Origin of the sequence: Nocardia sp. CA-128927 (genome assembly GCF_050955855.1) — a bacterium.
Taxonomy (GTDB): domain Bacteria; phylum Actinomycetota; class Actinomycetes; order Mycobacteriales; family Mycobacteriaceae; genus Nocardia.
Genome location: NZ_CP192087.1, coordinates 8,087,105 through 8,111,075 on the forward strand (window position 1 = coordinate 8,087,105; position 23,971 = coordinate 8,111,075).

Below are 23,971 nucleotides of genomic sequence, written 5' to 3' on the forward strand. Positions count from 1 at the left end.
CCGGCCGCCCATGTCTGCACCCGACGGGATCACGTCGCACGGCCGCAAAGCGATCCCGATGGGACGCCGCGTGTCCGATCGGATGCAGCCCGGTCACAACAGCGCGAGACCCGCCGCAAGTTCTCTGCTCAGTGCGATCGTGCCGCAGGGACACAAAGGAATACAGACGATCCGGTCGAACATCGCATATCGGGCGCAGCCTAGCCACAACAGCGCGACACCCACCACTCATGTCCGACCCCGGCGGTAGGCTTGTGCCGCCGCGCACGGCACTGATTCGGTCGATCCGGTTCGACGACACGGTTTTCCCAACTAGCTCGACACGCCGTATTGTCACGAAATCGCCGCGTGGCGTACATCACTGGCCGTACTTCGAGTCGATTACTGGGGCGCGGGGGTGTAAGTATTGCGTGACCCGGGTATCCGTTGAGAGCCTCGGCCGCCCTAGGAAAGGAACGCACGTGTCGTATCTGCTCCGCGTGCAACTTCCGGATCGACCGGGAAGCCTCGGTGCCCTCGCGCTCGCACTGGGCTCCGTCGGCGCCGATATTCTCTCGCTGGACGTGGTGGAACGCGGCGCCGGATTCGCGGTCGACGACCTCGTCGTCGAGGTGCCGCAGGGCGCGCTGCCCGACACCCTGATCACCGCCGCCGAATCGATCGGCGACGTGCGCGTCGACTCCATCCGCCCGTACTCCGGCGTGCTGGACACCCATCGCGAACTCGAACTCATCGACCAGGTCGCCAGCGCCAAGGACGACCGGCTGCAGGTACTCGTCGACGGCGCGCCCCGGGTGCTGCGCGTCGGCTGGAGCACCATCATCGACATGGGCCCGCAGGGCGCCTACCGCGTGGTCGGCAGCCCGAGTGCGCCGGAGACACAAGCGGGTTCGGCGCCGTGGATGCCGCTGGAGAAGCCCGCCATCCTCGACCCCGAATCCGACTGGGTCCCGGAGATCTGGCGCGACATGGACACCAAACTCGCCGCCGCACCCCTCGGCAACACCGGCAAGGTGCTCCTGCTCGGCCGCCCCGGCGGCCCCGACTTCCGCCCGTCGGAAGTCGCCCGCCTCGGCTACCTCGCCGGAATCGTCGCCACCGTCCTCGGCTGACGGTTCGCGGGTGTCAGCCCTCCAGGTCTAGGCGGAGAACCGTCAGGAGTTCGCCTGCGGGAGTGTGCCAGTCGCGGTCGGGGGTGGGGATGAAACCGAAGCGGTCGTAGATGCGGCGGGCATCGGTCATGGCGGGCATCGTGGTTAGGGCTACCGCGTTGAACCCTTCGGCCTTCGCGATGTCGATCACGGTGCGTACCAACGCGGTTCCCGCGCCGAGACCGCGCGCCGTCTTCGATACGGCGAGCATGCGGAACTCGAGTTCGCCGGGGCGCGCGATCTCCGCGTAGGGGGTGCCGGGGCGGGCGACGGTGAGCGAGCCGACGATCCGATCGGCGTGCGTCGCCACCAGGAGTTGTGCGGACGCGCCGCGATGCGCGGTGTCGGCCAGCTCGGCCGCGTAAGGGGTGTCCGCGCGGACGAAGCCGTCGCCGACATAGACCTCGACGGTGAGCTCACCGATCGCCGCGTACTCGTCCGGACGGGCTGACCGGATCACCAACCCCGTGTTCTCGGCACCGATACCAGCCTTCGCATCCATACCTGGCATCGTGCCATTCGACGTAGCACGGTCTACGTCACACCTGCCTCGACGAAGACCCGCAGGTCAGGAGCCGAGACTCGGGTGGCCGCCGGGAGACACGATCTGCCAGCGCTCCGGCTTGCCCGCCGGATAGGCGACGGTGATGAGATCACCGATCGACGGCCACGCGTTGACGTCCCAGGCGAAGCGGCCGTAGACGAGGGCGCCCTGCACGGTCGGGCCGGTCACGTTGCCGGTGATGGTCACGAACTGCTCGCCGGCCACGTCGTCCGGCCGCGGGCTCACGCCGGTGATGTAGAGCGTGCCGGTCTCCGGGTGCGCGGTCCGAAAGCCGCCGCGGCCGCGCAGATAGACCGCGACCACCCCGACCAGGGCGACGATCATGATCAGCAGCATTCCGAACTCCAGCATGTGCCCATGCTATTGCGCCCGGCGGCCGAACCCGGACACCCGCCGGTCGCTACACCGTGGCGAGCTCGCTGGTGCCGTGCTCGGTCCGGCGGACCTGCCAGACCACGCTGCGGGTGCGCGAGGAGCGCCCGTTGCCGCGATCGATCAGGGCGCGATTGTTCGTCGTGTAGATCAGTTGGGCGCCATGGGAATTGGTTTCCGGGTTCTGGAACAGCTGGATCAGGCGGTCGGTCTCCTCGGCGGGCAGGTGCGCACCGATGTCGTCGATGGCGAGAACACGACCGGAGTCGAGGGCGTCCAGCATGGTCGGCAGCACGCGCAGCAGCGACTGGGTCGCGGCGGATTCGTCGGTGATGTCGAACGGGTTGGCGATGCCGTCGTGCACCAGGCCGAGGCCGACACCGCGCCGGGCCACCATCCGCGCGTACAACGCGTCCCTGGCGGCCTTCAGGTTGGTCAGCTCACGCTCCAGCAGCATCGGAGTGAAGCCGTTCTCCTCCAGCAGCCGATCGGCGAAGTCGGGCGAGGTGGCACAGAGTTCGATCTGCTTGCCGAGCGCGGCGATGTCGGCGTCCAGGTCACGCAGGTAGTCCGCGTACATCGGATCGTTCTCGGCGATCAGCAGATCGGTGATGCCGAGCTCGGCGGTGCGCAGCAGCATGAGCAGGCGCGCGGCGTTCTCCGGCGACCGGGAGATGTGACCGCCGAGCCGGTGCGCGATGGCGGCCGGGTCGGCCGGACCGAGCTGCACCTCCAGCATCGACTCGAACCAGCGGTAGGCGGGCACCAGCGCGTCGGCGTACATCTGTCCGGCGAGGCTGAGCAGCAACGCATTCGGCCGCACCAGCGGCACCAGCGCGGCGATCCCGTAGCGCGCCGCCTCGAACATCGGCCCGATCTTGATCTGTTCGCCGTTGCGCTCGAACACGATTCGCTTGCGCGAGCGCGGCTGGGTGTAGAGCCACTCGGCCGTCACGTCGGCGTTGTCGAGGCGGAAGCCGTAGGTGTACGGCACTCCTTCGGCGACGAAGCCCGCGACGAATTCCGATGGGCGGTCCGGGAATCCGAGGTGCGGTGCGCGGGCCGGTCCGGCGTACGGATCCCAGCCGGTGACCGAGTGCAGCACCGCGTCGCGCATCTGGCCGAGCGCGTCGATCAGGTTCGTCTTGCCCGCCGCGGCGGCACCGTGGATGGCGGTCACCGGCACCGCGACCGGTCCACCCCCCTTGGTCAACCGCAATTCCTGCCCCTCGGCCAGCGATCTGTGATTCGTCACCTGAAAACTGCGCAGCATCCCGCCATCCTTTCGTCCCCGCCGCCACGCCGCGACACCAGGGCTTACCGGTGGGTACCGCAGGCCGCGCAAACAGGTCCGATAGGGATTCATAGCGAATGCACATGGGGTGAGCGTCAGTGGCTGGTGCGCGCCGATCCCCCGACAAAGACGCTGGTTACGGGTTAGCATGCTGGACGCCACGACTTGTTCGTGTGCCGTTATTGCTGGAAACGTTCGAAACTGATGGGTAACGATAGGTATGACGGTTCGTCGTCTCGTATTCCGAAGCTCCGTCGCCGCCGCCATCGGCCTGGGGTCAATAGTGGTCGTCGCGCCGCAGGCCGTCGCCGACACCTGTGCGGACGGCACCGCGCGCATCTTCTTCGCCAACGCCGACCCCTCGTGCCAGACGGGCAGTGCGGACTACAGCACCCAGAAGATCGCGAAGGTGTGCTCGATGACGGGGGCCGATGTCGTCGCCGAGGCCACCTACCTGAACTCCAGGAAGAAGACCGTCACCACCCGGCTCGAACTGAGCAATGGTCGCTGCGGGCGATTCGAGATCTCCGGCCAACAGGGCGCCACCGTCACGGTCACGCCGAACTGAACACTGCGGCAGGCGCTTTCGCGCGCAGCAGCAGGGCGCTGTCGCCGAACTCGTGCCAGAGATACCCCGTGTCCAACGCCGCCGAATAGGCCTCGTGGACGGTAGCCTCCCCCGCCACCGCGACCAGCAGGTCCAGGTGTGAAGCGCCGGGCGCGTGCCAGCCGGTGATCAGGCCGTCGACTACGTGAGCTGGGCGATCGTCGCCGAGGACGAGCTCGGTCCAGCCGCGCGCCGCATGAACCCGACCCGACGGGTCGGCAGCGGTCTCAAGAGCCCTGGTCACCGTGGTGCCGACGGCGATGATGCGCCCGCCCGCAGCCTTTGTGTCGTTCACCGCGCGGGCGGTCGAATCCGAGACGGCGAAGCGTTCCGGACTCGGGGGTTCACCTGCTTCCGGTGAGGACACCCCGGTATGCAAGGTGATCGGTGCGATCCCGACACCGGCGGCAATCAGATCGAGGACCAGCCGTTCGGTGAACGGCCTTGCCGCGCTGGGCATTTCCGCACTGCCCGGGATGCGGCCGAAGACGGTCGAGTAGTAGCACGCGGACCATCGTTGCGGCACATAGGAATAGGTGATCGGGTAGCCGTAAACGTCCAGCAGGCAACGCGGATCAGCGGTGACGTCGACGACCCACAGACGACGCGCACCGGCCAGCCAGGGTTCGCGGAGCGTGGCTCGCGCGCCCTCCGGCAGCTGAACGATCATCCCTGCCGAAAGCTCTGCTGCCGGATAGGGAGTGCGCGCGGTGGTGCGGACCTCCACCACCCAGCTGCCGTCGTCCAGCCACGTCGCGAAGTGCAGGGCGATCGGCTTGCCGTTCATCCGGCCGTCGATCGCCGCGGCTAGCGTCGCCGAGTTGTTCACCACCACAAGGTCACCCGGTGTCAGGTGCCGCGGCAGTTCGCGGAATTGCGCGTGCGTTAGGCGTTCTCCGGCAACGAGCAGCCGGACCTCGTCGCGGGCCAACCCGCGCGCCTCCGGCGGGGCGACGGCATTGCGTTCGGGCGGCAGGACGAACGAGCGCTGCGCCAGCGTGACCGTCATGAGGCGTGCCCCACCGCGAAATCGGCTGCGGCATAACGTGCGTTCTTCGGTTTCTCGTGCAACAACCGCAGCAGCGCGGGCACCACGGTGTCCGGTTCCGGCCGGTCGGCGATGTCGTTACCGGGGAAGGCCGCCTGGTGCATCTCGGTCCGCATGTCACCGGGATCGAACGCGTAGATCGACAGCTCCGGATGCTCGGCGCCCAGTATCGCGGTGAGCTGATCGAGCGCCGCCTTCGACGAACCGTAGCCGCCCCATTCGGGATACGGCTCGATCGCGGCGTCGGAGCTGATGTTCACCACGCTGCCGCCCGGTGCCAGCAGCGGCAGCGCGAACTGCAATACCGCGAGCGGGCCGAGCACATTCGTACGGTAGACCAGTTCGAGCTCGTCGAGCGGATAGTCGGCGAGCTTGGCGAGCGGACTGGGCCCGAGCCTGCTCGCGTTGTTCACGATCAACGCGAGTTCCCCGGCGCTCCTTGCCGTTTCGGCGAGCAGCGCGCGATGGGCCGGGTCGGTCACATCGCCGGGAATCGCGATGAACGCGGCGCCGAGTTCATCGGACACCCGCGCCAGCCGGTCGGCCCGTCGGCCGGTGCCGATCACTCGCCACCCGCGTTGGACGAGTGCGCGCGTGAGCGCCAGCCCGAATCCGGCGGACGCGCCGGTAATCAGTGCGGTGGGACGAGCCATGAGAACCTCCTGGTAGTTGCCTACCGATCCATCCTCATACCTGAAGTGAAGTTCAGGTCAAGCACTGTTCGCCGACAGCACATAACGCTCGTCGAATATCGGCCGCGCGCTTAGTCTTCCGCTTCGGCATCCTCGCTCGCCGCAGCGGGCGTCACCGCCTCCGGCCCTGACTCCAGCAGCAACCGGAACCCGTCTTCGTCGAGAATCGGTACGCCGAGTTCTTCTGCCTTCGCGGCTTTGGTCCCCGGCGAGTCACCGATCACCACGAACGCGGTCTTCTTCGACACCGACCCCGCGGCCTTTCCGCCGCGAATCAGGATCGCCTCCTTGGCGCCGTCGCGGGAGAACCCTTCCAGCGAGCCGGTCACCACGATCGACAGGCCTTCCAGGGTGCGCTCGATCGACTCGTCGCGTTCGTCGGCCATCCGCACGCCCGCGTCGCGCCACTTGTCCACGATCTCGTGATGCCAGTTGACGGTGAACCATTCCGCGACCGCGGCCGCGATGGTCGGGCCGACGCCGTCGGCGGCGGCCAGTTCCTCCGACGAGGCCTCCTGGATCCGGTCCAGGCTGCCGAATTCACGAGCAAGCACCCGAGCGGCGGTGGGGCCGACATGCCGGATGGACAGCGCGACGAGCACCCGCCACAGCGGTTGGCTCTTCGCCGCCTCCAGGTTCTCCAGCAGCCGTTTGCCGTTGGCGGACAGTCCGCCGTTCTTGTTGGCGAACAGCGTGGTGGTGAGTAGCGTCGCCTCGTCGAGGTCGAACAGGTCACCCTCGTCGGTGATCGCGCCCGACTTCAGCAGATCGATGGCGGCCTCGTAGCCGAGCGATTCGATGTCGAAGGCGCCGCGACCGGCGACATGGAACACCCGCTCCCGCAGCTGCGCCGGACAGAACTGCTGGTTGGGGCAGCGAATGTCGGCGTCGCCCTCCTTCTGCGGCGCCAATTCGGTGCCGCACTCCGGGCAATGCGTCGGCATCACGAACTCACGCTCATCGCCGGTGCGCGCGTCGACCACCGGGCCGAGCACCTCCGGGATCACGTCGCCCGCCTTGCGGATGGTGACCGTATCGCCGATCAGCACGCCCTTGCGCTTGACCTCGGAGGCGTTGTGCAGCGTGGCCATCGCGACCGTCGAGCCCGCGATGGAGACCGGTTCCATCACCGCGAACGGGGTGACCCGGCCGGTGCGACCGACATTCACCTCGATGTTCAGCAGCTTGGTCGTCGCCTCTTCCGGCGGGTACTTGTAGGCGATCGCCCAGCGCGGGGCCCGCGAGGTGGAGCCGAGGCGACGCTGCAGCGCCATCTCGTCGACCTTGATCACCTGGCCGTCGATCTCGTGCTCGATATCGTGCCGGTGCACGCCCCAGTACTCGACGCGCTCGATCACGGCGTCGATGCCCTGCACCAGCTTGGTGTGGTCGGACACCGGCAGACCCCACGCGGCCAGCGCGCGGTAGGCCTCGTGCTGCGAGGCCGGAGCGTAGCCCTCGATGCGACCGAATCCGTGGCAGATCATCCGCAGCCTGCGGCGCGCGGTGACCGACGGGTCCTTCTGCCGGAGCGAGCCCGCCGCGGTATTGCGCGGATTGGCGTACGGCGGTTTGCCTTCGGCCACGATCGACGCGTTGAGCGTCTCGAAATCCTCTAGCCGCATGTACGCCTCGCCGCGCACCTCGAGCAGCGTCGGGATGGGGAATTCGTCGGTGGGTGTCAGCTCGCCGGGGATGTCTTCGATGGTGCGCGCGTTGAGCGTGACGTCCTCGCCGGTGCGCCCGTCGCCGCGGGTGGCGCCGCGCACCAGCCGCCCGTTCTCGTAGACCAGGTTCAGCGCGACACCGTCGATCTTCACCTCGCACAGATAGTGCAGATCGGATCCGGTCTCGACCTCGACCCGGGTGGCCCAGGTGCGCAGCTCGTCGAAGTCGAACACGTTGTCCAGCGACAACATCCGCTCGAGGTGGTCGACCGCGGTGAAGTCGGTGGCGAACCCGCCGCCGACCAACTGCGTCGGCGAATCCGGGGTGAGCAGATCGGGATGCTGCTCCTCCAGCGCCTGCAATTGCCGCAGCAGCGTGTCGAACTCACCGTCGGTGATGATCGGTGCGTCCCGCACGTAGTAGCGGAACTGATGCTCGCGCACCTCGTCCGCCAGTCGCTGCCACTCGACGCGCTGCTCCGCCGTTGCCGGGGTCGCCGCGCTCGCGTCATTGTTCACCGCACCGCTGTCACTCACCCAACGCACATTAGCGGAGCCCACCGACATCTCATGGCAGTGTTCGCGCACGTCGCCGCACCGATTGTCGGGGCTGGGCCGCGACGACTACGCGAGCGTCAGGCGATCCCCGACGGCTCCTCGAAGGTGAGCGACTCGGGGTCTTCGGCGTAGGCGCGGGCGACCTCGGAAGCCAGGCTGACGGCTTTGCGGGCCCACGTGAGCGATGCGTTGCCGAGCCCGCAGGCAGGGCTGACCAGGACCTGAGTGGCCAGGGTGGTGCGTGCGAAGCCGAGGCGGTCGATCAACCGAACCCCTGGTTCGGCGATGTCACGCCACGTCGGCGGTGTGGCGGGCGCGGTAGTCGGGACCAGGCCGAGTACCAGATGTTTGCCGGCGTCGAGGATTTCGCCGATGTTGTCGAGTTCGCGGGTGCCGATCGTGGCGATGTCGAATCCGATTGCGGCGGCCGTGCTTCCGCGCAGGAAGGCGAGCGCGGGCGGTTCGGCGCAGCTGTGGATCAGCACCGGTGCGGACTGGGTCGCGATCAGCGCATCCAGGATGGTGAGCGCTTCGGGTTCGGGCATCGCGTGGACGCTGTCCAGCATGCTGACGGCGCTCAAGGAACCCTCGAGTACGGCGGTCAGCGACGGTTCGTCCAGTTGCAGAACGACTTCCGCGCCGAGCCGCTTACGGATCTCGGCGACATGGTTCACCAGGCCCTCGGCGAGGGAATCCGAAAGATCACGCAGCGCACCGGAATCGGTGATCGCCAGATGTCCGTTGGGCAGTTCGACCTGCGCCGCGAGCGTCAACGGACCGGCCACCTGCAACTTGATCGGGCGGCCGGAGCTCGCCAAACCGGCTGTCTCCCAGGCCTCTTCGAGTGCGTCGAGATCGCCGCGGAGCAGGTCACGAGCCCGGCGTGACAACCCGCCGGGGCGCGGTGCCAGCCGATATCCCCGCGTGGTGGTGTCGAATCGCATGTCGACCAGCAGCGCCGACATCCGGCCGATCATGTCCGCGCCCGGACCACGCCCCGGAAGTTCCACCAGGTGTGGCAGATCCGGCAGTTCGCCGAGCACGGTGGTGGCGGCCTCGCGGGGATCGGTGCCCGGCCAGGAACCGACGCCGGTCGCGATCCCGCCGCGCAATCCGCTCGGCGCGCCGGTTACCGGCTGGTCCGCGGCGTCGCTCGCTCGGTCGATTTCTGGGCCTTTCGCGTTCTGGTACACCGTTGTCCGCTCCGTCGGTCGATCGTTGTGCGCATGGCGGTCCGATCAGTGTGCGCGGCAAGCAGATCCGCCGACCAGGCATGATCCGGCGCGTCAGTCGGTCTCGGGGTAACCCTCGCACATCGGTGCGCGGGCCCGGCTCACCGCGTGGCGGCGGACTCCGCCTCGGTGCCGATCGCCGCGCTACCGGTACCGGAGATGGTTCCGCTGCCGATCACCAGATCGCCCAGCTCATCCGGGCGATACAGCACGACCGCCTGGCCGCGCGCGACACCGGTCAACGGCTCGCGCAGGCGGACGGACAGCCCGTCGCCGACCGCCTCGGCGACCGCCGGTGCGGTGCCGCCGTGCGCGCGCACCTGCACGACGCACTCGATCGGCCCGTCCGGTGCGGCGCCGGAGGTCCAGATCGCCCGCTCCGCCTCGATGGTCCACACCTGCAGATCCTCGACCGAGCCGACCCGGACGGTGCCGGAGTCGGGATCGATGCCGGTCACGTAGCGCGGCTTGCCGTCGGCGGCCGGGCCGGGCAGCCCGAGCCCCTTGCGCTGACCGATCGTGAACCCGTGCACGCCTTCGTGTTCCGCGAGCTTCTGACCATCGGCATCGACCACGGCGCCGGGCCGGATGCCGATCTTCGCGCCGAGGAAGGCCTGGGTGTCGCCGGACGGGATGAAGCAGATGTCGTGGCTGTCCGGCTTGTTCGCGACGGCCAGGCCACGCTCGGCGGCCTCTTCGCGAATGCGCGGCTTCGGGGTGTCGCCGACCGGGAACATGGCGCGCGACAGCTGCTGCGCGTTCAGCACGGCGAGCACGTAGGACTGGTCCTTGTCGGCGTCGACGGCCCGGCGCAGCACGCCGTCGTCGAGCCGCGCGTAGTGACCGGTGACCACGGCGTCGAAGCCGAGCGCCAGCGCGCGATCCGCCAGCGCGGAGAACTTGATCTTCTCATTGCAGCGCAGGCACGGGTTCGGCGTCTCGCCGGCCGCGTAGGCGGCGACGAAATCGTCGATCACGTCTTCCTTGAAGCGATCGGCGAAATCCCAGACGTAGAACGGGATGCCGAGCATGTCGGCGGCCCGTCGAGCGTCGCCCGCGTCCTCCTTCGAGCAGCAGCCACGCGACCCGGTGCGCAATGTGCCCGGCGACGCGGACAGCGCCAGATGCACGCCCACCACCTCGTGACCAGCGTCGACAGCACGTGCCGCCGCCACTGCCGAATCAACACCACCACTCATCGCGGCAAGTACTCGCATCAAACACCTCCCTTCGCACCGGCCAGACCCGCAGCCCTGGCCCGATCCACAACCTGGGGCAAGACACCCAACAGCGCGTCCACATCGGCGCGAGTCGAGGTGTGCCCCAACGAAAATCGCAGCGACCCGCGGGCCTGCCACTGTTCGACACCCATCGCGAGCAACACGTGACTCGGCGACGCCACACCCGCGGTGCAGGCCGAGCCGGTCGAACATTCGATCCCGGCCGCGTCCAGCAGCATCAGCAGCGAATCGCCTTCGCAGCCGGGGAAAGTGAAGTGCACGTTGCCGGGCAGTCGCCGGTCGCCGGGCGCGCCGTTGAGCACCGCGTCCGGTTCGATGGCCAGCACGCCGTCGATCAGCGCGTCCCGCAGCGCGGTCAATTCGGCGGTGCGCGTTGGCAGTTCGATCGCGGTCTGGTGCAGCGCGGTGGACAGGCCGACCGCGGCCGCGGTATCCGAGGTGCCGGAGCGCAGGTCGCGTTCGTGTCCGCCGCCGTGCAGCAGCGGCACACACGGCACCTGCCTGCCGAGCAGCAACAGGCCGATCCCGTGCGGCCCGCCGACCTTGTGCCCGGCGAAGCTGGCCGCGGACAACCCGCTCGCGGCGAAGTCGATCGGCAGCTGGGCCGCGGCCTGTACCGCGTCGCTGTGCATGGGGACGCCGAATTCCTGTGCCACAGCGGCCAATTCACCGATCGGCTGGATGCTGCCGACCTCGTTGTTGGCCCACATGATGGTCACCAGCGCGACGTCGTCGGGGTTGGCGGTCAGCGCGGCGCGCAGCGTGCGCGGCGAGACGACGCCCTCGGCGTCGACCGGCAGCCAGGTCACCCTGGCACCCTCGTGCTTCTCCAGCCATTCGACCGCGTCGATCACCGCGTGATGTTCGACCGAGCTGACGATGATCCTGGTCCGGCGCGGGTCGGCGTCGCGGCGGGCCCAGTAGATGCCCTTGACCGCCAGATTGTCGCTCTCGGTCCCGCCGGAGGTGAAGATGACCTCCGAGGGCCGGGCGCCCAGATCGGCGGCGATCGACTCGCGCGCCTCTTCGAGGGTGCGCCGGGCGGCGCGACCCGAGCCGTGCAGCGACGACGCGTTGCCTGCCACGCCTAGAGCAGCCGTCATCGCCTCGATGGCGGCAGAGAACATCGGAGTGGTGGCCGCATGATCGAGGTAGACCGTATGGGCCGCCGCACCGTGGACCGGACCCGAGAAACCCGCCTTCATGACCGATAAAGCCTATCCCACCGTTGACCTGCGCTTCTTGGGGGGATCCCCCCGATTTCCACGAATTCCAGCTAGCAGACGTAACCCACTGACCGCCTTGCCGTATTCCCGCAGGCCCCGCCGTAATGGCGCCCCGACGGGCAGTGCCGCAGCCGCCGCGGGTCCTTCCTGGGCATGCGCCTACGGGAACGGCCACCGTGCGGTCCAGGGGTGGGCGGTTCGCCTATCGGGGGATCGCCGCGATATCGGAGACGGAGTAGACGTTCTTTCTACTCTCGGTGTCCGCGCCGATCGTCGACTCCAGCCACGGCAGCTCGACCGGGCCTTTGGTTCGGGTGCCGGCCCGGAGATCGTATTGAGCAAAGGTCGGCCGACCGCGGAAGTCGATGACCGAGACCGTGTTGTCGGCCACAGAGGCCATGGTCTTGTCCCCCCAGCCCGGAAGTCGCCATTCGCGTTGCACCGCCGCGGACCCGTCGATCGGAACCGACAGAATCTCTCCATCGCCGTTGATCCACAGGATCTTTCCGTCGGCCAGGGTCATCGAGTCGCCCCGGACCTGCTCGTTGAATCCGGCCATCTCGAGCGGCGTCTGTGTGCGGGTTCCGTCGGTGACGTGGTTGCGAACCAGTGTCAACGCTGGCCCGCTGGCTGCGTCCTCCCGCGCCTCGGGGGAGCTGTAGAGCGAGAAGATCGTCTGCCCGTCCCCGGCGCACACCGACATCCGACTGGCCGGAAAGACCTCTTGCGAATGTTCCCACTGGCCTCGAACTACCGGTTCACCGTGTCCGTCGAGTTCGTACAACCAGTTCTTGGTCGCGGGGCCGGTGGTGCCGATCAGCGATTCCTGCACGAGAGCGAAGGAACGTTCCCCGCAGTAGGTCGCGGATCGGACATGCCCCGTCACCGACCCCGTCCCAGAGCTGCCATCAGCACGAACCATCGCGTACTTGTTGAGATACCGTCCGTTGTCCGCGCCACTGTTGAACCACATCGTGGCCGCACCGCTGGCCGGGTCGTTGACCGCGGTCTCGATGATGTCCTCGTAGTCGATGGGTGTTTCGACGCGCGATGCGGCGGTCAGCGTGGCGAGCTTGCGTGAAGACGCCGTGACGATCCGGGACTTCGCCGCCAGAACCTTGTTGGCATAGATCGCCGTTCCGGTCACCTTGCCGAGCAACGAGCCGTTGTCGTCGAAGACGAATACAGATGTTCGGTCGCGGTCGTTGACGCCCTTGAGCAGGGACGGACCTACCGATACCGCCCCGAAGGCGGCCTCCGGCAGCCGCTCTAGTTCACGATCCGAGTCATCGTCGCGCGCACCGCACGACACCGTAACCAACAACGCGGCCAACGCCATCGCCCGCGCCACTCTGACCGTCTGCACCATGCCTGATCGAACCTATCCCGTTGGTAGTGAGCGAAAGCAGCTACGGACCCGGGAGGGCCCGGTGCAGTGCACCGGGCCCTCGGCAACTATCCGAGATTACGGATACGGGGTAACCCACTTCGACTTGAGGATTTCTCTTGGGAAGATCGCGGTGGGGGTGTGTTCTGTCGGATCATCGGCGGCCTCGTCCAAATCGACCTTCGGCGATACCGACGCCGCTCGATACGCGGCCCACAGCAGTTGTGAGCAGTTGTAGCGGTCGTCCCAGATCTTGCCTTTGTTGAAGGCGAAGTTGCTGTTGTACGCCTTGCCTTCTTGGTTCCGCGCGAAATCGATGGCCAGCGCACGGACCTCCGGAGTCGTATTGACCGACATCAGCTTGGGCTTGTAGATCTTGCGGGGGCTGCCGTCGGGTTCGGCGGTTGGATTGTTGATGAGCTTCACGCCCCGCTCAGGGTCCAGCGCTTCCATGGTCTGCACCCTTGTCACGAACAACCCGTTGTGCCCGTGGTTGACGCCCGCCGTAGCGGCGTCGGCGAAGAAGAGATCTCCGGCCACCCGCGCGTCCGGCAGGAGCTGCCGGTCACCGCCGACCGGGTCCGAAATCGCACTGAGCGGCAGGTCCTGATGCGACCCGCTGACCACGTCCTGCAGGACCGCGATGACCGAAGCGGATGTCTCCGCCGCGACCCGCTGCGCCTCTGCGATCATCTGCTCACCTGTCGTCCCAGGATTGAGGCGAGCGAGTTCGACCGCGTAGGGACCGGGTGCGGTGATCAGGCCACCTTGAAACTGTTGCTCCACAGTCACATTACCGTCGCGGCTAGTTTGATCACCGGTCGGGAAGCCGAAGCTACCACCCTCGTAACCGGCCTTACCCCACTTATCGAGTACACCTCCGGTCACTGGGTGCGCGCCGCTTGATCCCGACCAGTAGATGACGCCGCGCTCGAACCGGTTGAAACGGCCGCCGCCGACCGCGGTGCCGGTCTCGTCGGTGATCGGGTAGCCGAGCCAGCCGCCTTCCCAACCGGTTTCGCCCCACTTGTCGCGGATCGCACCGGCGACGTAGTGGGCCTCGTTGAGCTTCCAGTAGATGGTGCCGCCCTGAAACTCTTGCCGTCGGCCGATGCCATCAGGATTGACGATCTCGTCGCTGGTCGGATAGTGCAGTGGCCCCGCTTCCCAGCCGTTGCGCTGCCAGGCGGCGAAGAAGTGATTCGCCACCGGATGCGCTCCGCTGTCGGCGGACCAGTAGATCGGCCCGTTCTGGAAGACCGACCGTTTGCCGAAGCCGTCGGGATTGGTGAGCTCGTTGGTGGTCGGCCAGAGTAGGAAACTGTTCGGGCCGCCGAGTTCGTTGTACTTGTCACGAATGGCGCCACACACCTCATACGGTGCGGGCCAATACACCTGGCAGCCCGGTTCGACCATCAGTCGCGGTTCTCCGCCCGGGGTCCGCGACTCCTTGTTCTGCGCCGCGGCCTCCATGATCTCGGCTTTATCCGCCTGTTCCTTGGTGAACCCGTCAGGAACCTTCTCGCAGTCCGAGCGCATCTGGCCTGGTACCAGCTTCTTGTTCGGATTCTTTGTCGGAGACCACTTTTCGGGCTTGCGCTGCTTACCTCGATCCTGCGGCGCACAAGCCACCGGTTCCGGTGAATTCGACCGGGCAGGCGGCACCGAGGTTGTGGTGGCCGATGGTGTGGCCGGATTCGCTAACCTCGACGTCGGAGGAGTCGTCGGCGTGGTCGTTGGAGCCCGCGCGGGCGACGGTGCAGGCGAAACAGGGGTTGTCGGCTTCGGTGTAGACGTTGTCACCGGTGCCGTGGGGCTGGTCGGTGTGGGGGTCGGGTCGCCCATGGCCGCCGGGACCGCCGACGTGAGCGCGCAAATCACAATGCCGGTCAGCAGAAATGCCCTCGCGGCCGGTCGATCAGGTAGCAGGCGCGGACTCGATGGTCGCTTCATCTGTGGACCCCTCCCATTGAACAGATCGAATCAATATGAGAACGAGGCGGTTTCGACACATTCATTCGTCGCACGCCGCATCGACGCCCGTCGGAACGGGCGAGAAGACTGCATTGACAAGACATCCCAGCGGACTCGGACACGGTGCCGACAGGCACGAGAAAGGCGCTCGGACATACCGACGCGGTACAACTCAGTTCTGGGGAATTCCCTTTAGGAAAGCATCGACCGATTCCCCTCCCCCAGTAAGTAATTCCTGCATGCCGGACAACATTGACGTTGTCATGCCATCTGGACGGTACCGGTGAATCGATTGGGGAGCATTCGGTCATCGCCACTGGGGAGCCGGATACAGCGCCGACGAGACGTGCGTCTCATTCGGCTGGCCGGCCCGGTGTGGATGTCACACCCGAGCGGGCTGCGTCGTCATCCAGGCAACCAGGCAGACAAGCTGCTGACAGAACAAAGGATGCTCCAATGAACGTCGCTTACTACATCGTCGGTGTGCTCGCTGCCCTGTGGATCGGGTTCTCGGGCTACTCGCTGGCCGCGCAGAAGCAGTTCGTTGTCGAGCCGCTCGAGCAGTACGGGGTGCCGCGGTCGTGGTGGAACTGGCTGGCGCTGGCCAAGTCGGCCGGGGCGCTCGGTCTGATCGTCGGGTTCTTCGTGCCTGCCATCGGGATCGCGGCCGCGGTGTGCTTGATCGCGTACTTCGTCGGCGCGTCGGCCACGGCAATTCGGGCACGCTCGTACCAGACTGCGATCTTCCCGGTGCTGTACCTGGTTCCGGCGGCCGCCACCCTGGCGCTGCAACTCGCCCGGTAGCTCGGACAGGACTACGCAAAGCAGCCGCAGGCAATTGCCTGCGGCTGTTTGCTGTTCGTGCCTGCTTATCCGCTGACGGTTTCGACCCGGCGGCTGCGGCCACGCAACATGGGCCGGAGACGACGGGGTGGCCTGCGGACCTCCGGTGCATCGGAGGCGACCGATGGGTCCTGGACCCGGGTGTTGCCCGCCTCGATCCACACCGTGGCGTCGAGCACACCGTGCCGCGACAGTTCCGCGCCGCGGATCGCGGCCTCGCAGCGGCGGGCCAGATCACGTCGATCGGTGCCCGGCTGCTCGACAGTTTCGAGCACCACTTCGGCGACCATGCCGCGCGAGCGCAGCACCCGGCGGGCGGACGAGGCGAAGGTGTCCTCGCCGACGAAGCCGGGGACCGTGCACTGGACCCCGTGCCGGTCCAGGTAGCGCAACCGCACCGGCTGGACCGGGGTCGCGGTATCGACCGCGGCCTGGAACAGCGCGGGCCGCATGCTGCCGTACGCGCGACCGCACCAGGTGGTGCCCTCGGGGAACACCGCGATCCGCTCGCCTGCCGTGAGCCTGGCGCCGACCTGCGCCACCACACCGGGCAGCGCGCGCAGCTTCTCCCGTTCGATCGGGATGACCCGCATCAGCGTGGCCAGCTTGCCGAGCACCGGCCAGTCGACCATGTCGGCCCGGGCGACGAAGCCGAGCGGCTGCACCGCGGCGAGCGCGACGATGTCGGTCCAGCCGATGTGCCCGACGACGACCATGACCCCGGTGCCGGACGGCCCGTAAACGGCGGGCGCGGTGCTGCCCTCATCGACAGCACCGCGCTCGTTCGGGTCGATCCGGCGATCGACGATTCGCAATTCCATGCCCAGACAACTCAACAGTGTCCGCGCGTACCCACGCTGCAAACCTTCGCGCTTGCCTTGTGGCGTAACCAGATTCATCATCGGGAAGCTGATCAACAGCCCGGCGACGCCGAGCAGCCGACCGATCACCCGACCGGTGCCGACCTGATCGATCGACTCGATGCAGCCGGGCCCACACGGGCTCGACGGCATCCACGCGTGTGCGGTGGCCTGTGCGGGCGGTGCGTCGAAGACCACGGACCTCACCGTCCCCCGTCGAAAGTCGCTGCGGCGTCTTGTAATCGGTTCAGGTAGCGGGTGTTGATGGTGTCGAGGCCGAGGATGGCGACGAAGTCGGCGACCCCGAAGTCCGGGTCGTGCGCGGGCTCGCCGCAGATCTCCGCGCCGAGGCGCAGGTAGCCGCGCAGCAGCGGGGGCAGCTTGGGGCGGGCCGGCGGGGTCATGTCGTCGAGGGTCTTGCCGTCGACGACCACCGGGCGAATCGGGTGCACCCGCTGTTCCGGATCCGAGGCGTGCCTGCCGAGCAGCATGTCGCGCACGCCGCGCACATTCACGCCGGGTTCGTCGGCGGGGCTGTCCTGCATCGGCACCGAGACGCAGCCCATCACCCAGTCGTAGCCGGTGAGCTGGATGTAGTGCAGGATGCCCGCCCACATCAGGGTCAGCACCGAGCCGTTGCGGTGGTCGGGCACGACGCAGGCGCGGCCCATCTCGACGATCCGCCGGCCTTCCGGATCCAGTTGGGACAGATCGAATTCCGTGGCCGTGTAGTAACCACCCGCGGCGGCGACCTTGTCCGGCGGCAACATCCGGTAGCAACCGACGAAGTCTTCGGTCAGGTCGTCACGGACCAGCAGGTGGTCGCAGTGCTCATCGAATCGGTCGGCGTCGAGGCCGGTGCCGTTGTCGGGGATGTGGAACCCGGGCTCGCTCGCAAACACGCCGTAGCGCAGTCGCTGTGCTGCCGCGCGGTGCTCTGCGTCGGACGAGACGACCAGCGAGTACCGTGACCGTTCCACCCCGGAGTCCGTCGAGCGCGCCGGGGCTGTCAACACGGACGTAATAGGCCCACCCGCCGCCCGGCCGCCACCCCTGATCGAATCGCTAAGCGATGCTGTCATACCTGTGATGAAGCCAGCCCTAAACTGCGCTGGAGCAACTTCGAAGTGTCACCGCGATGCAAGTTCGATGAACGAGACGATGATCACACCGAGCGTTCACCGGACCGTCGCGCCATGTTCGCGTCAGCGCGCCGAAAACGCGTCCTTGGGCTGCTGGAAGCCTTGTCCGTGAACACGATTCGAACAAACGCCGACAACGAGAAGTCGCATCGCGCGGTTCTCGCGATGCGACTTCTCGTTGCGTCCGTGTTGCGTTGTTAAGTTGCGCTCGACAGGCCCGAGTCGCCGGTCAAGCGGCCGTACGTTCCTCTGCGCCCACCCGCTGCGGCGTCTTCTCGACCTCGGCAAAGCCGGGGCGGCCGGTGCCGATGAAGGCGACCAGCCAGGAGGCGACCGCGGCGAAGCGGTTGCGGAAACCGACCAGGTAGAACAGGTGCACCGCGAGCCACATGAACCAGGCGATCAGGCCGCGGAAGGTGATCTTGTCGTTCAGCTTGGTCACCGCGCTGAACCGGCTGATCACCGCCATGCTGCCCTTGTCCCAGTACTTGAACGCGGTGCCCGCCTGCTTCTTTCGGCGAATGATGTCGGCGGCGTGCCTGCCCTCCTGCATCGCCACCGGCGACTGGCCGGGGTAGCCGTTCAGTGAGGTCATGTCGCCGATCGCGTAGATGTCGGCGTAGCCGCCGACGGTCAGGTCCGGATTGATCAACAGCCTTCCGGCGCGGTCGGTTTCGACGCCGGTGGCCTCCGCGAGGACCTTCGCGAACCCGCCGACCTGCACGCCCGCCGACCAGACGATCGTCTCCGCCGCGATGCCGCGTTCGACGCCGCTCTTGTCCTTGACGGTGACCTTGCCCTCTTCGATGTCGGTGACGAAGGTGCCGAGCAGCACGTCGACACCGGTGCGGGTCAACGACTTCTTCGCGTACTCGGACAGTCCACCGCCGAACGGGGGCAGCACCTCGCCCGCGCCCTCGACGAGGGTGACCGAAACTTCTTGGTGGTAGTACCTTTTCGCGAGTTCCTTCAGCTGACCGGCCACCTCCACGCCGGTCGCGCCCGCCCCGACCACCACGAAGCTCAGCAGCCTGCGCTTGGTCTCTTCATCGGCGCCCGCGGCCTCGGCGAAGACCCGCTGGATCTGCGCGCGAAGCAGTTTCGCGTCATCGATGGTCTTGAGCGAGAAGGTCTTCTCGGCGAAATCGTCACGGCCGAAGTAGGACTGGCTGGCGCCGGTGGCGGCGATCAGCGAGCCGTACCGGATCCGGCGCTGTTCGCCGTTCTGCTCATAAGTGACGATCGCCTTGTCGGGATCGATGGCCACGACCTTGCCGAGACGCACATCGGCCTCGCGGTGGCGGCGCAGAATGGAGGCGATCGGCGGCGCAATCTCCTCCGATGCCAGCACACCGGTCGCTACCTGGTACAACAACGGTTGGAACAGGTGCTCCGGCGTGCTGGAGATCAGCACGTAATCGATACCCGACTTGGCAAGTTGCTTGGCGGCGGAGAGTCCGCCGAACCCCGATCCGACGATGACGACACCCGCGGTTTCGATTCCCGCATCCACGTACTGCATGACAGCCTCCTTCTCTCATTACCAACCGTCATCGGGAACGAAGATATTTCAGGAGTTAGGGCGCATAATTCAGATGACTCTTATCTCGATCCGTCATTAATCGGAGGCGCTGTGGAACTTCGGCAGCTCACCTACTTCGTGGCCGTCTGCGAGGAGCTCAGCTTCAGCGGAGCGGCCGCGAGGTGCTTTATCTCACAGTCGGCGATCAGCCATCAGATCTCCCGGCTCGAGCGCGATCTCGGCGTGCAGTTGTTCGAACGCTCGACAAGATCAGTGGTGGCCACCGACGCCACCGCACGGCTACTTCCCCTTGCGAAACAGATGCTGAGCCTCGAGTCGGCGATCCGGGCCGCGGTGCGGACCGTCGGCCCACGCATCCGGCTCGCCGCGAACATGTCCTTCGCGACGCGATCGCTGTCCGCGATCGCGGGCGCCCGCGCGACGCACCCCGAGGCGGAGATCGAGTTCGTGATCAAGCCGTTCCGGCAGCGAATCACCGCGGTGGCCGACGGCGACTGCGATCTCGCGCTCATCCGCGGCAGCGTCGACCAGCCGGGCCTGGAGGTCGAGCAGCTGTGGGTCGAGGATCTGGTGATCGCCACCTCGAGCGCGCATCCGCTGGCCACCAGGGAGACGGTGACACTCTCGGATCTGAGCCGTCATCCGCTGCTGCTGCCGCCGGAGCAGGAACAGGTGTTGCTGCACACCGTGATTCGGTCCGCGTTCGCCGAGCTGCCCACCGGGCCGACCTTCGGGCCGCCGATTCCGCCCGATCACACCGCGACCCTCGAGCTGATCAACCGGCCCGACGCGTGGACCGTGCTCTACGCCGAAAGCTCCACCGAGGGCCTGGTCGTCCTGAAACTGGCCGACCAGAAGCTGCGCATCCCGGTCTCCGCGGTGCTACGCAGCGATGTCCGTCGCTCCCCCATCCTCACCACGCTGCTCGCCGGGCTGCACCGCCCCTGATCGACCGGCGAACGACCCCGAGTCTGGACTCGGGGTCGTTCGCTATGAATCCTTCAGTGCACGAGCGGGTTTCACTCAGGCGTTCTCTCGGGCGAAGCTGCGGGCACCCATCACCATGAGTACCAAAGCAACTGCCACGGTAACGCCGGTGCCCAGGTAGACATCGGTGCTGCCGAAGTCGCCGCGGAACAGCGCGCGTGCGGCATCGACGGTGTGCGAGAACGGATTCGCCTTCGCGATGTACTGCAACCAATCCGGCCCGACGGTCATCGGCAGCAGGATGCCGGACAGCAGCATGATCGGCAGCGTCAGCGTGTTGAGCACGGAGGCGAGCGTGCCCTCCTCCCTGGCCCAGAGCCCCAGCGCGTAGGACGCGGCCGCGAGACCGGCGGCCATCACCGCGATCAGCAGCACCGACAGCACCAAACCCAGTGGGTCCGGCCGCAATCCGAACGCCAGGACCGCGACTCCGACCAGGACCAAGGCCTGCACGATCAGCACGGCCATGTCCTTGAGTACCCGGCCGAGCAACAGCGCACCTCGATCCGCGGGCGTAACTCGTTGCCGTTCAATGACACCCGAACGCAGCTCCGAGATGGTGGCGAATCCGGCATACAACGACCCCATCAAGCCGGTCTGGATGACCAATGCCGGTGTGAGGATCTTCCAGGGGTCGACGTCGGTACCGAGCGAGGGCGCGATCCCTTTGATCAACGGACCGAACAGCACCAGATACAGAATCGGCTGGGACAGCCCGATCATCACCCACATGGGATTGCGCAGGTTGCTCCGCAGTTGGGACCAGAAGATCAGTCCGGTGTCGTGGGCGAACCTCATGACCGATTCCCTTCGCGCAGTGAACGTCCGGTGATAGTGAGGAAGACATCGTCTAGGCTCGGCCGTTTGACGGTGATCGCGCCCGCCGCGATCCCCCGCTCGTCCAGCGCCCGCAGCAGCGGCACGACAGCGGCGTCACCGCGCTCGACTGTCAGGTGCACCACGGTGGTGCCCGCGTCCTCGGCACGGACGCCCGACCGCACGTCGAGTACCGCCTCGGCCACCTGCAACGCGAGATCGGCTTGCTCGTCGGCGATTTCGAGGCTGACCACATCACCGGAGATGCGACGCTTGAGTTCGTCGGGTGAGCCCTCGGCGACGACGACGCCGTGGTCCATGACCAGCAACCGATCACAGAGCGCGTCGGCCTCTTCGAGGTAGTGGGTGGTGAGCACGACCGTGGTGCCCCGATCCCGCAGTCCGCGAATGTGTTCCCACAGGTTGGCCCGGCTCTGCGGATCCAGGCCGCTGGTCGGCTCGTCGAGGTAGATCAGTTTCGGACCGTGCATGAGACCGAGCGCGATATCGACGCGCCGCCGCTGACCACCGGACAGCTGGGCGCACTTACGCCCACCCAGCCCGTCCAGGTCCAGCGCCGCCATCAGCTCTTCGGCATTGCGCATGGCCTGCGCCTTGCTGAGCCCGAAAAGCCTTGCCTGCAAGATCAATTCGTCGATGACGAGTTCGGGGTCGTTGGTCATGCCGCCCTGCGCGACATACCCGATCCGCGAACGCACGGTCCGCGCCTCGGTGCGTAGATCGGCGCCCGCGATGGTCGCCTCGCCCGCGGTCGGCGCGATCAGCGTGCTGATCATCCGCAGGGTAGTTGTCTTGCCCGCGCCGTTAGGGCCTAGGAGACCGAGGATTTCGCCGTCGTGCACGGCGAAATCGACCCCCTTGACCGCCTCGACGGGACCGGTTCTGGTTTTGAAGGTTCGGGCAAGCCCACGCACCTCGATGACCGCGGTACGTGTGCGGCCACGAACGGTGTCGATCGTTTCCACACCGCTTACGGTAGGAACGATCGACCCAATAGTCAAGCTTTACTATTCAGGCTTGATCATGACATCGGTGGTTCCCAGGTGTTCATCGCGCTGTTCCCACCACCCCAGACATCGAGTTCGCCGGTTTCGATGCGCTCCAACGTCTTTCGCGACCAGTTCAGATCCGCCCGGATGTGGTCGGCGGACAGGCGCCTCGCATCGGCCACGTGGTGCGGCACGGCCTCCGCGGGATCGCCGCTGCCAGCCAAGATCCGGTCCACCTCCCGCTCGGTGAAGACCAGCTCGGCCTCGAACTTGAGAATCCGGCTGTTCAACGCGGCGATGACCTCATCGCGTGGCGCCGCCGGAAAGAGCGCGACCGCGGCGAAGTACGGATTCTTCGGCTGCTCCGCGGAGAACAACGACTCACGCAGCATCTCGCCGAACTCCTTCTCCCCCTCGGTGGTGAGCCGATACGTGGTCCGCTCCGGACGGGCCCCGTCCTGCGCGACCCCCTCGATCGCGATCAGTCCGTCGCGCTGCAAGGTATTCAGCGCACCGTAGATCGACCCCGGCTTCACATTCGCCCAATCGTCGGCATGCCAGGACAGCAGCTCACGCCGAACGTCGTAACCGTGCACCGGTTGCAGCAACCGGACGATCGCGAGCACCAGCATCCGGGTAGTAGGAACAGCCATACTCGCAGGTTATCGCACCTATGGCAGCCCACCGGATCACCTTCCCGCACAGCCGGTTCCGAAAACGCGAACGGCCCCGGGTGGGTACCCGGGGCCGTTCGATCGAGCTGAGCTGGTATCAGCCCTTGTGCGACTTGACCGCTTCGGTCAGCTGCGGGGCGACGTTGAACAGGTCGCCGACAATGCCGTAGTCCGCGATCTCGAAGATCGGGGCCTCTTCGTCCTTGTTGACCGCGACGATGGTCTTCGAGGTCTGCATGCCTGCCCGGTGCTGGATGGCGCCGGAGATGCCGAGGGCGATGTAGAGCTGCGGCGAGACCGTCTTACCGGTCTGGCCGACCTGGAACTGGCCCGGGTAGTAGCCCGAGTCGACGGCGGCACGCGAGGCGCCGACGGCGGCACCGAGCGAGTCGGCGAGTTCCTCGACGACCGAGAACTTCTCGGCCGAACCGACGCCACGACCACCGGAGACGACGATGTTCGCCTCGGTGAGCTCCGGACGGTCACCACCGACGATCGGCTCGCGCGCGGTCACCTTGACGATGCCGTCTTCCTGCGCGGGCACCTCGACGGTGACCTTCTCGCCGGCACCGGCCTGCGCGGACGCCTCGATGGCACCCGGGCGCACCGAGATCACCGGCACGTCGCCGGTGGCCTTGGCGTCGACGGTGAACGCGCCACCGAAGATGGAGTGCACGGCGGTGCCGTCGGACTTCACGTCGATCACGTCGATCAGCAGGCCGGAGCCGATGCGGGCGGCGAGGCGGCCCGACACCTCCTTGCCTTCGGCCGAGGCGGCGACGATGACGGCAGCCGGGGAGACCTGCTCGGTCAGCGCGGCGAGCACGTCGATCTTCGGGGTGAGCAGGTAGTTCTCCACGTCGTCGGATTCGGCGATGTAGATCTTCTCCGCGCCCGCCGCGGCGAGCGCGTCGGCCAGCTTCTCGCCGGTGCCCGCGGTGCCGAGCACCACGGCGGCCGGCTCGCCCAGGTTGCGGGCGGCGGTCAGGAGCTCGGTGCTGACCTTCTTGATCGCACCGTCTGCGTGCTCGATGAGCACAAGTACTTCAGCCATTTGTGTTCTCTCCTAAGCAGATCGGCAG

The 23,971-nt window shown here is 67.0% G+C and carries 23 protein-coding genes; 4 read left to right on the top strand and 19 right to left on the bottom strand.

The genetic code is table 11. The annotated features are described in order from the left end of the window. Nucleotides 1–461 precede the first annotated feature (461 nt). Nucleotides 462–1,112, top strand: coding sequence for an amino acid-binding protein (locus ACQPW1_RS37440; RefSeq protein WP_433657234.1), 651 nt, complete (start codon nt 462–464; stop codon nt 1,110–1,112). A 13-nt stretch (nt 1,113–1,125) separates the two neighbouring features. On the opposite strand, the gene ACQPW1_RS37445 is transcribed toward ACQPW1_RS37440, so the two are convergent. The 3 genes from ACQPW1_RS37445 to ACQPW1_RS37455 all read right to left on the bottom strand — a co-directional run bounded on the left by ACQPW1_RS37445 (nt 1,126) and on the right by ACQPW1_RS37455 (nt 3,361). Then, on the bottom strand, nt 1,126–1,653 hold the full coding sequence (locus ACQPW1_RS37445; RefSeq protein ID WP_433657236.1) for a GNAT family N-acetyltransferase: 528 nt from the start codon (nt 1,651–1,653) through the stop codon (nt 1,126–1,128). Nucleotides 1,654–1,719: 66 nt separating this feature from the next. After that, on the bottom strand, nt 1,720–2,067 hold the full coding sequence (locus tag ACQPW1_RS37450; protein WP_433657238.1) for a hypothetical protein: 348 nt from the start codon (nt 2,065–2,067) through the stop codon (nt 1,720–1,722). A 49-nt stretch (nt 2,068–2,116) separates the two neighbouring features. Continuing rightward, a complete protein-coding gene (locus tag ACQPW1_RS37455; protein ID WP_433657239.1) occupies nt 2,117–3,361 on the bottom strand; it encodes an AAA family ATPase in 1,245 nt (414 codons plus the stop codon). Between the two features lie 241 nt (nt 3,362–3,602). Here ACQPW1_RS37455 and ACQPW1_RS37460 point away from each other — a divergent pair, with 241 nt between their 5' ends. Continuing rightward, entirely contained in the window at nt 3,603–3,950 is a 348-nt protein-coding gene (locus ACQPW1_RS37460) for a hypothetical protein (protein WP_433657241.1), read from the top strand. Here ACQPW1_RS37460 and ACQPW1_RS37465 read toward each other — a convergent pair. The 9 genes from ACQPW1_RS37465 to ACQPW1_RS37505 all read right to left on the bottom strand — a co-directional run bounded on the left by ACQPW1_RS37465 (nt 3,937) and on the right by ACQPW1_RS37505 (nt 14,916). Beyond that, nucleotides 3,937–4,998 carry an S-adenosylmethionine:tRNA ribosyltransferase-isomerase gene (locus ACQPW1_RS37465; protein ID WP_433657243.1) on the bottom strand — a complete coding sequence of 354 codons (1,062 nt, stop codon included), beginning with the start codon at nt 4,996–4,998 and terminating at the stop codon, nt 3,937–3,939. The two genes, ACQPW1_RS37460 and ACQPW1_RS37465, sit on opposite strands and share 14 nt — an antisense overlap. Further along, entirely contained in the window at nt 4,995–5,690 is a 696-nt protein-coding gene (locus tag ACQPW1_RS37470; protein ID WP_433657245.1) for an SDR family oxidoreductase, read from the bottom strand. The genes ACQPW1_RS37465 and ACQPW1_RS37470 overlap by 4 nt, the downstream gene beginning before the upstream one ends. A gap of 110 nt (nt 5,691–5,800) precedes the next feature. Further along, entirely contained in the window at nt 5,801–7,933 is a 2,133-nt protein-coding gene (gene ligA / locus ACQPW1_RS37475; RefSeq protein WP_433657247.1) for an NAD-dependent DNA ligase LigA, read from the bottom strand. Nucleotides 7,934–8,031: 98 nt separating this feature from the next. Continuing rightward, on the bottom strand, nt 8,032–9,066 hold the full coding sequence (locus tag ACQPW1_RS37480) for a methionine synthase (RefSeq protein WP_433665449.1): 1,035 nt from the start codon (nt 9,064–9,066) through the stop codon (nt 8,032–8,034). Nucleotides 9,067–9,287: 221 nt separating this feature from the next. Further along, nucleotides 9,288–10,403: a tRNA 2-thiouridine(34) synthase MnmA gene (gene mnmA, locus ACQPW1_RS37485; RefSeq protein ID WP_433657249.1), complete on the bottom strand. Its 1,116-nt coding sequence runs from the start codon at nt 10,401–10,403 to the stop codon at nt 9,288–9,290. Beyond that, a complete protein-coding gene (locus tag ACQPW1_RS37490) occupies nt 10,403–11,632 on the bottom strand; it encodes a cysteine desulfurase family protein (protein ID WP_433657251.1) in 1,230 nt (409 codons plus the stop codon). The genes mnmA and ACQPW1_RS37490 overlap by 1 nt, the downstream gene beginning before the upstream one ends. Before the next feature lie 223 nt (nt 11,633–11,855). Then, the gene (locus tag ACQPW1_RS37495) at nt 11,856–13,022 is read right to left on the bottom strand and encodes a hypothetical protein (protein ID WP_433657253.1); all 1,167 of its coding nucleotides are present in this window, start codon (nt 13,020–13,022) and stop codon (nt 11,856–11,858) included. A 96-nt stretch (nt 13,023–13,118) separates the two neighbouring features. Continuing rightward, nucleotides 13,119–14,579, bottom strand: a complete 1,461-nt coding sequence (locus tag ACQPW1_RS37500; protein ID WP_433657254.1) for a hypothetical protein — start codon at nt 14,577–14,579, stop codon at nt 13,119–13,121. A 64-nt stretch (nt 14,580–14,643) separates the two neighbouring features. After that, nucleotides 14,644–14,916 carry a hypothetical protein gene (locus tag ACQPW1_RS37505; RefSeq protein WP_433657256.1) on the bottom strand — a complete coding sequence of 91 codons (273 nt, stop codon included), beginning with the start codon at nt 14,914–14,916 and terminating at the stop codon, nt 14,644–14,646. A gap of 554 nt (nt 14,917–15,470) precedes the next feature. Here ACQPW1_RS37505 and ACQPW1_RS37510 point away from each other — a divergent pair. After that, complete coding sequence (locus ACQPW1_RS37510; protein ID WP_433657257.1) at nt 15,471–15,818, top strand: DoxX family protein; 348 nt, start codon at nt 15,471–15,473, stop codon at nt 15,816–15,818. Between the two features lie 65 nt (nt 15,819–15,883). Here the strand turns inward: ACQPW1_RS37510 and ACQPW1_RS37515 are convergent, their stop codons facing one another. The 3 genes from ACQPW1_RS37515 to ACQPW1_RS37525 all read right to left on the bottom strand — a co-directional run bounded on the left by ACQPW1_RS37515 (nt 15,884) and on the right by ACQPW1_RS37525 (nt 19,381). After that, nucleotides 15,884–16,924, bottom strand: a complete 1,041-nt coding sequence (locus ACQPW1_RS37515) for a lysophospholipid acyltransferase family protein (protein WP_433657259.1) — start codon at nt 16,922–16,924, stop codon at nt 15,884–15,886. Continuing rightward, a complete protein-coding gene (locus tag ACQPW1_RS37520; RefSeq protein WP_433657261.1) occupies nt 16,921–17,799 on the bottom strand; it encodes a GNAT family N-acetyltransferase in 879 nt (292 codons plus the stop codon). Before ACQPW1_RS37520 ends, ACQPW1_RS37515 begins: the two co-directional genes overlap by 4 nt. Before the next feature lie 289 nt (nt 17,800–18,088). Continuing rightward, nucleotides 18,089–19,381 carry an NAD(P)/FAD-dependent oxidoreductase gene (locus tag ACQPW1_RS37525; protein ID WP_433657263.1) on the bottom strand — a complete coding sequence of 431 codons (1,293 nt, stop codon included), beginning with the start codon at nt 19,379–19,381 and terminating at the stop codon, nt 18,089–18,091. 111 nt (nt 19,382–19,492) lie between these two features. Between ACQPW1_RS37525 and ACQPW1_RS37530 the strand changes: the two genes are divergently transcribed. Further along, complete coding sequence (locus ACQPW1_RS37530; RefSeq protein ID WP_433657265.1) at nt 19,493–20,350, top strand: LysR family transcriptional regulator; 858 nt, start codon at nt 19,493–19,495, stop codon at nt 20,348–20,350. A gap of 75 nt (nt 20,351–20,425) precedes the next feature. Here the strand turns inward: ACQPW1_RS37530 and ACQPW1_RS37535 are convergent, their stop codons facing one another. From ACQPW1_RS37535 to ACQPW1_RS37550, 4 genes are all read right to left on the bottom strand, one after another. Beyond that, nucleotides 20,426–21,187 (bottom strand): ABC transporter permease, encoded by a 762-nt coding sequence (locus ACQPW1_RS37535; protein WP_433657266.1) that lies wholly within the window; start codon nt 21,185–21,187, stop codon nt 20,426–20,428. After that, nucleotides 21,184–22,191 (bottom strand): ABC transporter ATP-binding protein, encoded by a 1,008-nt coding sequence (locus tag ACQPW1_RS37540; protein ID WP_433657268.1) that lies wholly within the window; start codon nt 22,189–22,191, stop codon nt 21,184–21,186. The genes ACQPW1_RS37535 and ACQPW1_RS37540 overlap by 4 nt, the downstream gene beginning before the upstream one ends. A gap of 56 nt (nt 22,192–22,247) precedes the next feature. Then, on the bottom strand, nt 22,248–22,868 hold the full coding sequence (locus ACQPW1_RS37545) for a PadR family transcriptional regulator (RefSeq protein ID WP_433657270.1): 621 nt from the start codon (nt 22,866–22,868) through the stop codon (nt 22,248–22,250). Nucleotides 22,869–22,986: 118 nt separating this feature from the next. Beyond that, nucleotides 22,987–23,943: an electron transfer flavoprotein subunit alpha/FixB family protein gene (locus ACQPW1_RS37550; protein WP_433657272.1), complete on the bottom strand. Its 957-nt coding sequence runs from the start codon at nt 23,941–23,943 to the stop codon at nt 22,987–22,989. Nucleotides 23,944–23,971: the final 28 nt, after the last annotated feature.